General features: G+C 45.0%; 12 protein-coding genes. 2 read left to right on the forward strand and 10 right to left on the reverse strand.

Translation table 11 applies throughout. From position 1 onward, the window contains the following. Window positions 1–275 precede the first annotated feature (275 nt). The gene (locus ACIPUG_RS19215) at window positions 276–611 is read left to right on the forward strand and encodes a hypothetical protein (protein ID WP_400339759.1); all 336 of its coding nucleotides are present in this window, start codon (window positions 276–278) and stop codon (window positions 609–611) included. A 238-nt stretch (window positions 612–849) separates the two neighbouring features. Here ACIPUG_RS19215 and ACIPUG_RS19220 read toward each other — a convergent pair whose 3' ends face one another. From ACIPUG_RS19220 to ACIPUG_RS19250, 7 genes are all read right to left on the reverse strand, one after another. Next, the gene (locus ACIPUG_RS19220) at window positions 850–1260 is read right to left on the reverse strand and encodes a hypothetical protein (protein WP_400339761.1); all 411 of its coding nucleotides are present in this window, start codon (window positions 1258–1260) and stop codon (window positions 850–852) included. A gap of 97 nt (window positions 1261–1357) precedes the next feature. Continuing rightward, window positions 1358–1756, reverse strand: a complete 399-nt coding sequence (locus ACIPUG_RS19225) for a hypothetical protein (RefSeq protein WP_400339764.1) — start codon at window positions 1754–1756, stop codon at window positions 1358–1360. Then, on the reverse strand, window positions 1757–3376 hold the full coding sequence (locus ACIPUG_RS19230; RefSeq protein WP_400339766.1) for a DNA-binding protein: 1620 nt from the start codon (window positions 3374–3376) through the stop codon (window positions 1757–1759). Next, window positions 3376–4686 (reverse strand): tyrosine-type recombinase/integrase, encoded by a 1311-nt coding sequence (locus ACIPUG_RS19235; RefSeq protein ID WP_350001191.1) that lies wholly within the window; start codon window positions 4684–4686, stop codon window positions 3376–3378. The genes ACIPUG_RS19230 and ACIPUG_RS19235 overlap by 1 nt, the downstream gene beginning before the upstream one ends. Before the next feature lies 1 nt (window position 4687). Beyond that, entirely contained in the window at window positions 4688–5893 is a 1206-nt protein-coding gene (locus ACIPUG_RS19240; RefSeq protein ID WP_400339769.1) for a tyrosine-type recombinase/integrase, read from the reverse strand. Between the two features lie 369 nt (window positions 5894–6262). Further along, window positions 6263–6469, reverse strand: coding sequence for an AlpA family transcriptional regulator (locus ACIPUG_RS19245; protein ID WP_015730146.1), 207 nt, complete (start codon window positions 6467–6469; stop codon window positions 6263–6265). 78 nt (window positions 6470–6547) lie between these two features. Continuing rightward, window positions 6548–7414, reverse strand: coding sequence for a DUF6387 family protein (locus ACIPUG_RS19250; protein ID WP_400339771.1), 867 nt, complete (start codon window positions 7412–7414; stop codon window positions 6548–6550). 626 nt (window positions 7415–8040) lie between these two features. Here ACIPUG_RS19250 and ACIPUG_RS19255 point away from each other — a divergent pair. Next, the gene (locus ACIPUG_RS19255) at window positions 8041–9213 is read left to right on the forward strand and encodes a dienelactone hydrolase family protein (RefSeq protein WP_400339772.1); all 1173 of its coding nucleotides are present in this window, start codon (window positions 8041–8043) and stop codon (window positions 9211–9213) included. Between the two features lie 70 nt (window positions 9214–9283). Here ACIPUG_RS19255 and ACIPUG_RS19260 read toward each other — a convergent pair whose 3' ends face one another. From ACIPUG_RS19260 to ACIPUG_RS19270, 3 genes are all read right to left on the reverse strand, one after another. Then, window positions 9284–10501 (reverse strand): multidrug effflux MFS transporter, encoded by a 1218-nt coding sequence (locus ACIPUG_RS19260; RefSeq protein ID WP_400339774.1) that lies wholly within the window; start codon window positions 10499–10501, stop codon window positions 9284–9286. A gap of 115 nt (window positions 10502–10616) precedes the next feature. Continuing rightward, a complete protein-coding gene (locus ACIPUG_RS19265) occupies window positions 10617–13706 on the reverse strand; it encodes an efflux RND transporter permease subunit (RefSeq protein ID WP_400339777.1) in 3090 nt (1029 codons plus the stop codon). Beyond that, window positions 13703–14812: an efflux RND transporter periplasmic adaptor subunit gene (locus tag ACIPUG_RS19270; protein ID WP_100016608.1), complete on the reverse strand. Its 1110-nt coding sequence runs from the start codon at window positions 14810–14812 to the stop codon at window positions 13703–13705. Before ACIPUG_RS19270 ends, ACIPUG_RS19265 begins: the two co-directional genes overlap by 4 nt. Window positions 14813–14843: the final 31 nt, after the last annotated feature.

The following is a 14843-nucleotide window of genomic DNA, read 5'->3' on the forward strand; positions in this document are numbered from 1 at the left end:
TAGACTATGAATCACCCGCAGAGCGTTTTAACCAATGTGTTGCATCCATCGGTTGAACTCACAGCACGAGGCGGTCAGCCAACCAAGCCGTATGTCTTCTGCGAGCGATGACTGGAAGTTCGTTTTCAGGTAACATAATCCATATGCAAGAGGATCTCTAAAAGAGAATGGGACGTCTAAGCGGGATACTTACAACGATTCTTGCCGTATTCACAGCAAGCACTCTGTTTGGCGTATTTTTATTCAAATAGCAAACACCAATAAAGGGAATTTTCATGAATAATATTCCATCTATGCCGCAGTTAGGGATTTATGTCTCAAAAATCGATCCCACCCTTCGCATCACTGTAACCGACGTTGATATTGTTGATGACGATGATGACTCTCCTGATGATGAATTGTTTTATTTAGTCCGCTGGATCGAGGGGGAAGATGAAAGTGATATGTCTGCGATGGAATTTGAGCTAGATCCAGCCGAGTGGCAGGCTTTCGTTGAGTCTGAACAATTAGTGTTTGAGCGCGATCCGTACATGGATTCAGTCCCCGAAAATTCAAACTTTGCGAAAATTCGGGATTTACTCATGAAGACGAAACAGAGTGACCGTTCGTAAGCACCCATCAGGAAAGATGGCTTAGCGAGTGTTATCTATTTGGGGCAAACGAATTCGCAAGCAATTTGCCACCAAAGGTGAAGCACTTTCACATGAACGCTGTTTAATAGATAACGCGTCTGACCTGCTCCCCGTTGATCAACTCAGCCTGTTGTTAGCAACGTCCGCTCCGTCAAGATCTGCCTGTCATATTCAGCGCAGCAAGAGTGCCAGATCAAGTCTTAGCTAATACATTTCATCACAATCGACAACCACTCTTCCTGGGGCTCGCTGAAGCCCTTATCAGCTTGTTGGCGTCATACTTCTTTTTCTCATGAACGTAGATCCGTTCTGTTCTTCCACCGTTGTTGGTGATGAAACTGATGATGGAGTGGAAGACTTTGTTCAGTCGTGGTTTATCTATCAAATCATCACTGATTTTTTCGACATGGCTATAGTAAGAGAGAAGCAAAAAGCTCAACACCACTTCTCGGTTTGAGAACGTCAGATTTTCTATGTCTTGCTGGTATTTAATGTAAAACCCGGCACAAAAAAGATAAGACTGCTCGGTGATTTCTGATTCTGAAAAACCAGATTCGTTAAGTTTATCAACGAACCTGTCGAGCAACAGCAGATACATTTCCATCAAACTCATATTTATTTTTTTCATAACTATGCATCCTTGCATTCAAATGATTAATATTGTCATCCTGACAAATAAAGAAATACCATAATATTTAACCATGTCAATAGCTAAAAACTATCAACTAAAGATATTTTGCAGGTAAGGGATTATTGAGTTCTTCAAGCGTTATTTTTTTAAGATGAGCATTGTATATCCATATTTCAAACCGTTCTAAATATCGGGAATTCAGTGCTTTCAACGCTTCATTCTCTGCTTCAAGCCTCCTAATTCTTTGCGATGCTACTTTTAAATTAGCAGGTTTTACCGTGTGGACTTCACCAGATTTGATAATGGTTTTTTTTACATTGAAGCTTTCGGCGATCTTTACATGACTACTTAAAGATTGTCTCGATGGTCTTTTTCCAATGACTCCAATTAACTTGTCACATAAAATATCCCAGGTTAGTTTGTTATCTATGGGCCATGTATTAATTAAATCTACTATCTTCTTTTCATGATAACCATTTATATGCTTAGCCATTTACTCTCCTTTTATTATTTTATTTTGAAACTCATACCATTTCTCAGCATGGATATTTCCATCATTTTTATCATAAAGTGTTCTTTCTATAACTTTATTGTGTATTTTAGCTAAGCTCTCATTATTCATACCAGACTCTTTAAAAGGGTAAGCATCGCAAGGCTTAAATGCATATGAATGCTTACAATACCCATACTTGGTAATGAGGATTGCCCCGCTACTCAATGAATCGAACTCATTTAGATCAACAACGGGTATTTGTTTCACTCTGTGAGTATTCGTGATCACTGACGATCTTTCATCTCTTATCAGTTTAGACATTTGAAGATGCGACCGATGATCATAAGACACATTCTGTGAAATAAGTTTCCTTCCAGACCAACGAGCAATGCTAAATTCATCCATACCATTTATTTGAGAAAATGTATTGAGTAGATGTCTCAATTGATGTGTTCTCAATAAATATGGGCTACCATCTTCATTCAAATAATGATATTTCTTAAATATATTAAGCTCTCCTTTGACATTCGCTGAATCAATAAAAAAATGAGTTGTAGGCCTGAACAAACGTTCTAATTTTACGGATTTTCTTTTACATAACTGCCCTTCATTTAATAAACAAAGTGCATTTGAATATTTAATATTCTTCTCAGAATCATACCAGGGAAAATCTTCTGGTATATTTTCTCTGAGTGTTTTTTCCAATGATTCAGATTGATTACTTTCAATTTTTATTGCCAAAAGTCTTGCCTGACTGGATAACTTTCTTAATCTACTAATAGCTTTTTTAGCTACTGGTATCATCGCAGTAGGTATCCACTTTATATCTCCCTCATATCCCTTTGCTGAAAAGAATCTCAAACCGTATCGTTGAATCCCCTTACTATCATTTTCGGTGATTTCACAATCCTCTGGTAGACCTAAAATTTCTGAAATTCTGCCTGGAGCGCACATTAGTAACGCAAGCACAGAAGTAGTAAATATATCCTTGGGAGATAATTGTTTATCATCCTTTGAAAAAATCTCCGCAATTGCTATAACAGACTTGATATCAGGCAATCTAGAATGGCCTTCCAGTGAAGGCTCATAACCACTCCAGGTTTGAGTGACCTTACGCCTTAATGGATTTACCCAAAATAAGTAAGATGAATTAGTCATTCTATTTTCACTTAAAAATATGCTTAAATTTTCAAGCTCCTTTCCAATAAAACATGCATGTGCTTTTGAATACTTTTCAGAGGCTAATCTTACGCATTCATCAAAAACCAAATTATTACAATTAGTTATATTGGCTTTCATGGTTAATTTTAATAAAACAAATTCAACAATCTTCAACATTGCTAATGTTGTGGGTTTCGACTTAGCTTTATTGAATGAATGCACATGCAACATGTATGCTTTGGCAAAATCAATAAAACAGTCATCTAAAGGCTCCCGGCTGTTTGAATTGCTTTTCATGTCAAACTTATTAAATCTGTAAAATTTTTTCCATATATTACTCTCCCATGAAGTTACTAAAGTGCTATTAAAAATAGTAGTCTTGCAAAACTCGATAAATTTAGCAGTATTCTTGTGTGGATCATTAGTATTAATTGGCTCAAATATAAAAATATTGCTCATTATGCACTCCAGAGTTGGCAGTTTTTACAAGTTAAACATTTAACTTTCTCTTTCCCATCATCAATGAGTAAAAAGGAATCTAAAACATGCTTAATAAACAGATCCTTGTTTTCTTCACTTTTCTCCCCCATGAATATATTAGCTAAGGGATTAAAAAAAGGACTTAGCCTGTTATCGATATCATGAACATTGTCAGGACTATTTTTTACATATACTCCAGATGAATTTACTGATTTATGGTCTAATGCTTTAGCAATGACCTCAATTGATGCACCTTCATTAGCCAAACGACTTCCTAATGTATACCTGAATCTTCTTGCATTGAGTTTTAAATAACTATCAGTTCTTTCGGATCTAATATCAAATTCAACAGAAAACTCTTTTAACTTCCTTGAGATAAATGAATTTCTCATGTGAAGAAAATCCGTTTTAAAATAAGATGAAAAATTGTCCACACCTTTTATTTCAGCCATTTTTTTAACATCCAGAAAAATTGGCAACTCATCTCTCAGGTAAGAAACCTCAGCACCTAATTGAGCTTCAACAAAAGACTGATTTTCATTAATCAGAATTAATAAATTTTCATACAATTGACTATCTATCATTTTCAAACTGAATTCTGTTCTGAAATCTTTTCGTTGCTTTACTCTTGGTATATTAAGAAAGTGTCCTTTCTCGTCTTTGATGAGATCTTTGGCTTTAAGAGATATTAACTGCACTGGTCTTCTTCCTGTTTTTGCCAACAAAACAATATAGCAATATAAATAACAATCAATTTTATTTTCTCTATAATTTTTTCCCACGATTTTAAGAATGGTATTGAATTCTGTTTCAGTTAATGGACCTGCATTCGGATCTCGTCTTTTGACTGCTTCTCCAGTTTTTTTCGGAATGATTTTTATTCTCTCCATCATTCTGAGAGCACTTGCCTCTACCCCTGGATAATTGAACGCTTTCCATTTGGCAATAAAAGCCTTAATGGTGTTTAGCTTGTAGTTTTTCGTTGAGCCTAAGTGAACATTCAATTGATATACTGCCTTATCATCAATCGTCTTGATGGTCATGATCCCAAACCACTCATTGAACAGGTAATTAATACTTTCAATATAACTTGGACTATATTCAGAAGCATAGTAGGCCAGTGTCTTTAGGTAGCTAAGCTTCATTCGTTCGGGCATTTTTTCTACCACTTTATAAGGGTATACACAGGTTTCTTTGCCTAATTGCCATTTCCTATCGGAAAGTTTGAAACTATAGCCAGACATTCTGGCTAAAAAGACAGTCTCATTTTCAATATATTTTATTTCCATGCTATGCCTCATTAATTATTTTGTTAACTGAATCATAAACTCTTAAGACGGCATCTTTTTCTTTTTGCACTATGTATTTGAAATTATAATTCTCAGACATTTTTGATTCTTTCGACCAACCCATAAGATAATTTCTTAAGTCTTTCCTTTTGCTATATTCCAATTGAGACCCTTCAATTTCTTTTGAATAAACATAATTCCAAGAGTGCCTTAATCTATGACCTGATAGACTGGATAATTTTGGACTTGCTCTCTTCAAGGTTGATATGATTTTCTCATAAGCTGAAATACTTAAAGGTTCTCCAGCAGTTTTTCCGGTGCAGTGTGTAACTAATAAGAAACTATGTTTTTTTCTCTTAGTCATCTTTTCCCTACTATTGATTATATAATCAAGAACTTCATTAGCTAACTCATCAGATAATGGAATAACTCTCTCACCAGTCTTAACTAATGGCTGATAAGGTCTTCTGTCCTCCTTTGAGTCATGCCTTCTAATAATGCTCAGCGTGTTGTCTCTGAGATCAAAATCATCTACTTTGAGATTGAGTAACTCTCCAGCCCTTAAACCTAAACTCAAGAGCAAGGTGAATATCAGTCTGTTCCTTATCTGAACTTCCTTATGAAAAGGATTTTCAATCCCGCCAATTTCCAATAGATGGAAAAGTATTTTGATCTCTTCCTCATTTAAAGATTTTTCAGATCTTTCATTCATATTCAATGAACTGTGTTTTGGTATATGTGCTCTGATACTTTCAATAAATGAATCTACTTCATACTTTGCATTAATCCCCTTTTCCGAATGAACTAGTCCGCATAACCAATTAAGATAACGTGAAAAAACATGTATCCTATAACTAAAAGTTCTCTTAGCAATAAACGTGTTATTCATCAATTTTATATTTATCATTTTCTGTTTGTCGAACCTTTGCCTTGCATATCTTATAAGATCATCGATTTCAGCAAGACTAAGATATTCTTTATTCTCAATTCTTTCTACTATATTTATTTTTCTGCTATCTAAGAACCTACTGAAAATCAGCAAATTAGTTGCAACTATCTCTATCGTTGAAGCGGTAGCACTTTTATTCCTGACATTTGTAGTAAGAAAAAGATTTTGATAGTAAACTGGCAGTTCAGTGTTTTTATCAAGGATTAGATATCCTCGCTCTCCACCACTCGTAATGAATTTTTTTATCTTGTATCCCATTGTTCCCTCAAACTTTACGTTTTAATATCGCTCCGACTTATCTAATATATTCATGAATTAAATAAATCAAATTTTTTACAAATAAAAGGGACTAATTCATTTACTTATTAATACTTTAAAAAAATTTATTTGACGAATAATAAACAGGTACGGCTAATAATCGATATCCATACCGATATTGAGCGAAGCCTTTAAATAAAGGACTCTTTGATAAAATGTAAAGTATTTTGTAAAAAATACATCAATCATCATAGATAAACTTTACACTTTTATCATTAAGCTCACCTGAAAATTAATAACCCTCTAAAAAACCATTAAATAAAATTCTTCTTATAACCTGTAAAACTCCCTGTAGAATATAAATTCCACTCACTGGAATTCTTTACATTTTCTTTTTTCGATAGCGGACAATATCCATTCATCAATTTCATGTTCAACAAATGCGACAGCACGGATACCGATTTTTACAGGTTGGGGGAAACGCTCTTCACTAATAAGACGATAGAGCCAGGCTTTTCCAAAGCCGGTTTTTCTCATTACTTCGGGGAAACGAATAAGGCGATTCTGGGTATTCATAGTCTCTCCTATTGGTTTTAGAAGAGACTATATGAAAAAATCAGGGAAACAAGCGAACTTCAGCACCTCCAGACTTCCCTAATCTTTCTCCTTATCTGCCTCCTTATCTCCGAGTTTCATGACACCAGACACTTTCATATCTCTCAAGTGGGGATTCTTGTTGAGGAAATGATGAAACTGAAGAATGAATGACTTACTGACTGTTTTAATCGCAAGGGGTTTGTCGGTATCCTTTATGCGACTACCCGTTCTTGTTTTATCTTCCTTATCAGTATCGCTGTGGAGCAGAGTGGAAAGGCGATCATCTGACACCCGGATATCATTGCGCTTTGCCCAGATAAGTATGTCAAGTATCGGGAGCAGCCTGTAATTGATAATTTTCTTAATCGTTCCATAGCCAAAGCGAACAGAGTCTGATAGTTCTGGCTCAATCCCCCGGATTTTACGCCACTGAGGAAGCAGAGCTTTCAGTGATTCAGCAATTTCTTCGTCAGTGCCAGCAGTGAGATCTATCTCGATCATCACACTGTGTTTAAATAATGTCGACATGGTCTCTGCAATAGGGATGTTATAGATTTTTTCATCTACCCAATATTCATCGTCATGCAGGCCAAATAGCGACTTCTCCATCCCGTAAATGCAAAGATCTGCCAGCCTTCCGGTCGTTGTTATAGAGAAGTATGGGGATAAGGCAAGCCTGTCTTCTGTTTTAAGCTGAACCATATGACTATCTGTAATGAGGAATGGATCACCACGAAAGAGACTGCCTGCATAAATTTCTGCCAACATGAATTCAGTATTCGCATTATCAGATTTAAAAAATAACGATCTCATCACTAACTCATGATAAAGCCGCTCAAGAGATATGTTTTCAAACTGACGATACTTATCGATATTCAGCCATTTTTCGATTTCTTTAGTGTGGTTATCCGACCAGTTTTTCATATGAATCTCCTATCAATTGTCCTTTCCTGGAAAAAGAATAGTCGATTTAGACTGACCGGTTACTCCTAAGCGCCAAGTATCTGAATACTGACAGCCGCTACAAAAAGTTAGCTTAAGTTCCTGTTGACATTGTTTTTTAAAAACGGATAGTGTTATTGGTAGATTTGTTGGTAGACGCTTCCCAGCAAATCATTTTTAACATGAAAAAACAACCAGATAGGTGCATGTTAAAGTCCAGTCAGAGGGGCCAAATTTAGAAAATCCCGCTTAAGGAAACTTAAGCGGGATTTTTGTTTTTATCATCTTATTCAATGTCTTCGCCTGCAAAAGTCTTTCCGGTACACATTATGTTTTCCCTCTGCATCGGGAGAATCTGGTGGTCAGATTTGGGGTCTTTCCGGTTCGATGACGGAGTGACCTCCAAATGTCTCTTAACGACGCAAAATTCCGCAACTTAAAACCATCCGCAAAACCCTTCAAAGTTTCCGATTCACACGGTTCACCCCTTCTTTAAACCGCAGCTCAATAGACTTTCTGTTGCCATTGAGGCCGTAATGAATACCTGATATTCATCGACGCGCGTTGAACGAAAAAACCTCATCAAACACTTGCTAAGGTTAACAAAAATGCGACATCACTCTATAGCCAGATTCATCAGAGTAACCGTCATTACTGCATTGTTTTGTCTCTCCTTTTCCTCCATCGCCACCCCAATAAATGCTTCACTAAAAAACCAGCAATTCGAAGGCCTAATCAGGGAACCACTTTCGTTGCAGGTCACACTGGATAATGGTAAGCCCGCCGTACTCGATGCCTTCGTCACCCGACCAATCAGCCAGACAAAGCTCCCTGTGGTGGTGATCACGAATGGCACCGTAGGTACGGCCGAATTTGATCGCTGGGAAATGAATCCAAACCGCGAATCGTCAACGGCGCTTGCCTTTGCGCGCCACGGCTATGCCGCGGTGACCGTTCTGCGAGAGGGGTATGGTTATTCAAGCGGTGGAGCTGAATATTCAGGCGGTTCCTGTAAGCAACCGCTGCATAAGCTGGCTGGTGAAAAAGACACCCGAGATATGCTGGCCGCGCTTGAGGCTATAAGGCGCCAGCCCTGGGCCTCACCGGATAAAGCAGTACTGGCAGGAATGTCAGCGGGCGGTTTTGCCGTGCTGGCAACCAGTGCGGCTAACCCTCCCGGCGTTCAGGCTATCATCAATTTTGACGGAGGCAGAGGTTCCATCGACGGTAAATCACTTTGTGATAGATCCGGCCTGATTAAAACATTCACCACGTATGGCCTCACCGCACGCATTCCTTCTCTGTGGCTCTATTCCAGCAATGATCAATCGTTCACACCAGAAATGGGCAGAGCATTTTATGACGCCTATCGCAGCGGTGGTGGTAAAGCGGAATTTATCGAAATGCCTGCTTTTGAAAAAAATGGACACGTCTTTATGGATACAGCCCCGGAGGATTTCTGGTGGAAAACCGTGGCGGGATTCCTTGCACAGCAACACTTGCCAGTCGAGGAAGTCGTGACCTTACCGGTAACACATCTTACGCCCCCCGCCGACCTGAATAATCTTGCAGGCAAAAAGGCGTTCAAAAAATACGAAGCGGCGCGGCTTTATGAGAAAGCGTTTGCGACAAACAAGGACGGGGCATGGGGTACGGCATACTGGGCGCGAACCGGCCATGAGGCGGCTGACATCGCCGTTAAAAACTGTGAAAAACACCAGCGCAAAGGGGCCGCGAGTTGTACGGCCTATGCCATCAATGATGAGGTTGTCACAAAGTAGATCTGTAATGTCATTCGGAACCCCTTCGGGGGTTCCGCATCGGGTTAATCAAGCAGATACGTTTACAGCATTACGCCTTTGAGCGCGTATTCGTTCCCATCAGCGGGCCACTGAGAAACAATACCAGTGCTATCAGACAGGCCGTCACCTGTATACCGCCCAGCGTGGTGACAGCGGGAAACGTCAGTACCGAGCCCAACCAGGTTGTTATCGCCGCCATTCCCATCGTCAAAAACCCAAGCAGCGCGGATGCCAAACCCGCTTCTTTCCCGAAAGGCCCCATCGTAATGGCCGTTCCCAGTGGATTGGCTAAGCCCATTCCCCAAAGGAAGACGATCATCGACAAGGTATACCCACTGAGGCTTGGCGCTTCCGGCCCAAGCAGTAGCAAACTCCCACCGACTAACGCGGTAGCGAGCCCCACCGACGCCACTCTTCTCGGACCATAGCGACGCGCCAGTCGCGGCGCAGCCATTCCCGCCCCGAAGACAACGAACACGGTGGAGGCGAAATAGAGTCCGGCCTGGAATGACGATAGGCCTATCCCCTCCATCAGAATCGCCGGTGCGGCACCGAAAGAGGCAAACAGGCCGCTCATCAGCAGACTCATCGACAGTGCCGGAAGGATAAACTTCCCATCAACAACCAGCTTGCCGTACGCCACGATGACGCTCGGAATGGAGTACGGTGCACGACGCTCAGCGGGATGCGTTTCCCCCAGTCCGTGCGCATAGAAGACGGCGATGACAAAGGCGGCCAGCCCCACCAGGATAAAGATCGCGCGCCAGCCCAATGTCGTCGTCAGCACGCTTCCCACCAGCGGTGAAAATCCGGGGGCCGCCGCTGTCGCGATCATCGTCAGCGATAGCGCCCGCGCTAGCGTTTCACCGTCAAACAGATCGCGTGCAATTGCGCGGGCTAACACTGCCGCAGCGCAGATGCCCAGCGCCTGAATGACTCTTCCGACGATCAGCGTTTCAAGTGAACCAGCAAGGCCACCGACAACTGTGCCAACGATGAAGATGGAAAGCCCTCCCAGAACGAGCATCTTGCGTCCATAACGATCCGATAACGGGCCGACAACCAATTGGGCCAGCGCGAACGTGATGAAAAAACTGGATAGCGTCAGACCAAGTTCACGGGGGGATGCCCCAAGCTGCTCTCCGATATCGGGGAAAGCCGGAAGAATAATGTTTGTAGACAAGATGCTAATCGCCGAAAGCCCCGCTAATAACGCGACAATTTTTCCGGTCAATCGTGGGCTTTCGAAGGAATGCGTTTTCGCCATAATGACAGTGCTCATGGTGATTTTAATGACAATGACGACGTGGAAATATGGCCACGCAGCAGACTGGATAACGCTCGCCACCCTGTGTGACGAGCGTTTTCATATCAATGACGGCTTACACCGCGGCGGGTTTATCGACGTGCTTCTCATTCTCTGGACGTATCTTGAACCAGATAGCGTACATCGCAGGCAGAAACACCAGCGTGATGATGGTGCCGCCAAACGTCCCGCCAATCAGCGTGTATGCCAGCGTGCCCCAGAAAATAGAATGAGTGAGCGGGATGAACGCCAAAATGGCGGCCAGCGCGGTCAGTAACACAGGTCGGGCTCGCTGCACTGTCGCCTCCACCACCGCATCGAATGGCGAGAGTCCTTCCTGCTCGTTGTGATGGATCTGCCCGATAAGGATCAAAGTATTACGCATCAGGATACCGGATAGCGCAATCAACCCCACAAGCGCATTAATACCAAACGGCTGGTTGAAGAGCAGCAGCGTTGGCACCACGCCAATCAGCCCCAGCGGTGAAGTGAGAAACACCATCACCATTGCCGACATTGACCGCACCTGTAGGATGATGATCAGTAACGTGATAGCAATCATGATAGGAAACAGCGGTACCATCGCCTGAGTGGCTTTTCCTGATTCTTCAATCGGGCCAGCCTGCTCAATACGGTATCCGGCCGGAAGTGTATCGATGATGGGCTGTAGCTGTTTCAGGATCGCCATAGAGACATCCGGCGGCTGCAGATTTTCGGCGATATCACCCCGTACAGTAATGATCGGTGTGCGATCGCGGCGGCGCAGGATGGGATCTTCCATCTTCACGTCGACCTCCCCTATCTGTGACAGAGGAATACGCTGACCGGCAGACCCCACGAGCGTGAAGCCCGCTATTTTTGCTGGATCAAGCCGGATATCCCCAGCAGCACGTCCCATGACCTGTACCGCGCGGATGTCTTCACGCACCGACGTGATCGGAACCCCCGAGAGCAGGAACTGAAGTTGCTGAGCAACCGCATTCGATGTCAATCCCACCGCCTGCAAACGATCCTGATCGAGCGTGAAATGCAGCGTCGGCACCTGCGGCCCCCAGTCGGTATTGACGGTCCTCATCATGGGATTTGCCAGCATCACCGTTTTCACTTTGTCTGCAATATCACGCAGCGTGGTCGGGTCCGGCCCCATAACACGGTAGGCCACCGGATAAGGTGAATTGGGGCCAAACACCAGCTGGGTCACCCGAACAAGCGCTTCCGGTGCCAGGCCATTGGCCGCCGCTTCACGAAGCCGAAACTTGAGCGCCTCACGCGCTTCCTGGCTGTCCGTCAGCACGACAATTTTTGCAAACGACGGATCGGGCAGCTCTGGCGACATAGCCAGAAAAAAGCGCGGTGAACCTTGCCCAATGTAAGACGTAACAATTTTTGCCTCTTCCTGCTTCTTCAGCCAGTCCTCTACCTTCGCCGTTGCCGCGCTGGTCTGCTCAATGGAAGTCCCATAGGGCATCTGTACTTCTACCAGCACTTCAGGACGATCGGAGGTCGGGAAGAATTGTTTTTTAACCAGCGCCATACCTAAGATCGCTACGGTAAAGGCAGCCACCACGGTACCTGCCACGATCCATTTCCGCGAGATAACACGCGTCAGTAAACGGCGAAATTGGTTGTAATGGCGGGTGTTGTAGATGGCGGCGTGTCCCCCCTCTACGGTTTTGATTTCCGGCAGCATTTTTACGCCCAAATAAGGCGTGAAGACCACCGCAACGACCCAGGAGGCAATCAGGGCAATACCGACGATCCAGAACATGTTGCTGGTGTACTCACCGGCGGTGGATTGCGCGAAACCGTTAGGCATAAAACCCACAGCGGTGACCAGCGTACCTGCCAGCATCGGTGCAGCCGTGTGGCTCCAGGCATAGGCGGAGGCTTTAACACGGCTATAACCCTCCTCCATTTTCACCACCATCATCTCGATGGCGATAATGGCATCATCGACCAGCAAACCCAGCGCCAGAATGAGAGAACCCAACGTAATTCGGTCAAAGTTTTTACCGGACGCTTCCATCACCACAAAAACGATAGCCAGCGTCAACGGCACCGCGGCGGCAACGACAACCCCCACGCGCCAGCCCATGCTGATAAAGCAAACAACCAGCACGACAAGCAACGCGACGAAGAATTTGATCATGAATTCGTCAACAGATGAGCTGATATTCACCGACTGATCGGTGACTTTCGTCAACGTCATGCCAAGCGGCATGCCTTCATTGATTTTGGTCGTCTCCGCATCCAGTGCCTTCCCCAAATCCAAGCCATTCCATCCTTCACGCATCACAATACCCAGCAACAGCGCCGGTTCTCCCTGATTGCGAACCAGAAAGGTCGCAGGATCTTCATCGCCACGCTCAACGGTTGCTACGTCTGAAAGCTGTAACGTCCTACCCTGTACAACAATCGGCGTTTTACGGATCTTGTCCAACTTGTCGAAAGCGCCATCCAGACGAATAAAGACCTGCGGCCCGCTCGTATTAATCGAGCCGGCAGGCGTCAGTTCGTTCTGGCTATTCAGCGCGGAGAAAATGTCCTGAGGAGCAATACCCAGCGTCGCCAGCCGGTCATGCGAGAACGACACAAAAATACGTTCAGCCTGTTCCCCGATGATATTGACCTTCTTCACACCCGGCACATGCAAGAGACGCTGACGCAACGATTCGGCATCACGCACCAGCAAACGCTGAGGCTCGCCTTTCGCCTTCAGCGCAAAGAGCGCAAAGGTCACATCGGAGAATTCGTCATTAACCATCGGTCCAACCACGCCTGCCGGCAGGTTCCTGGCTTCATCGCCGAGCTTTTTACGCGCCTGATAGAACTCCTCCTGTACCTGTGAAGGCGGCGTACTATCGAGCAGTGACAACATGGTAAAAGCGAGTCCAGGACGCGTGTAAGTCTCACTGCGGTCATACCACTTGAGCTCCTGCATGCGCTTTTCCAGCGGTTCAGCCACCTGATCCTGCATTTCCTGAGCGGTCGCCCCCGGCCAGACAGAAACAATGGTCATCTGCTTGACCGTAAACGGTGGATCTTCTGCCCGCCCCAGTTCAAAGAACGAGAGAATGCCCGCGACGGTAATCAGGATAATAAGAAACAGCGTGATGGAGCGCTCACGGACAGCAAGCGCCGAAAGATTGAATCTTCCCTCGCTCATGGCTGGCTCCCGGCGACACTGGCATCGCGCTGTTCAATCACTCGGACCGCCTCGCCGTCATGCAGCAAATGCGTCCCCAAGGCAACAACCTGCTCTCCCGGTTTGAGATTCCCGGTCACCTTTGCCCTATCGTCGCTAAGGCCAGACATCTGAACGGGTTGCCATGATACTTTGGCGGGATCGCCTGAAATACGCCAGACACCCGGCCCTTTCCCCGGATCATAGATTGCCGCTAAAGGCACCTGTAGCATCTGGCGGGATACGTCATCTTGCGCGATGTGGAGCGTAACGGTGGATCCGAGCGGTGCGCTCGCCAGCTCACCTTCAAGCACATACCTCGCTTCGAAGGTACGCGTCAACGGATCGGCCGCATCGGAGAGCAGCCGCAGTTTCGCTGGAACACGCTGTTCTCCGGCGCCATAGCGCATTGCCTGCGCTTCGCTTCCAACCGCGGGGCGTAGCGTTTCGGGCAGTTGTACGATGGCTTCCCGCTGCCCCGCGCGCGCCAGCCGAACAACAGCCTGTCCTGCACTCACCACTTGACCGGGTTCAGCCAGTGTATTCATTACCACGCCGTCGGCATCGGCCAGCAACACGGCATACTCCGTCGCATTGCGTGCTACATCAGCCTGAGCCTGCGCGGCGCTCAGTTCCGCTTTCGCCGTCTCGGCAGCTGCCTTTATTTGATCGTAAGCCGAAGCGGATACCGCACCTGCGGCAACCAGACCACGATAGCGAGCTTCGTCATCGGTCGCCTGTCTGGCGCGGGCACGGGCCGCGGTAACGGCCTGCTGCTGGGCTTGTGCCTGTAAGCTGAGATCGATAGGGTCCAGACGCATCAAAGGCTGGCCGCGTTTCACGGTCTGGCCGGTATCAACCAGACGTTCAAGGATTTTGCCTTGCACCCGAAAACCCAAGTCGCTTTGAACTCGTGCAACAACCACACCGGTGAAGGCACGAGAGGCATCAACGGCGCTCACCACGGTAGCCGCTCTCACCAGAGGAGGCTGATTGCGTGGATCGTCGACATCGGAAGCGTCGCCACACGCCACCAGGGCGAGAGGCAACAGGCAAACAGCAAGAGTGGTGGATTTTAGCCGAAGCATGGGTTCCCTTCTTAAATGAGCAGGACAGAAA

This window comes from Pectobacterium sp. CHL-2024, from assembly GCF_044751765.1.
Classification (GTDB): Bacteria; Pseudomonadota; Gammaproteobacteria; order Enterobacterales; family Enterobacteriaceae; genus Pectobacterium; species Pectobacterium brasiliense.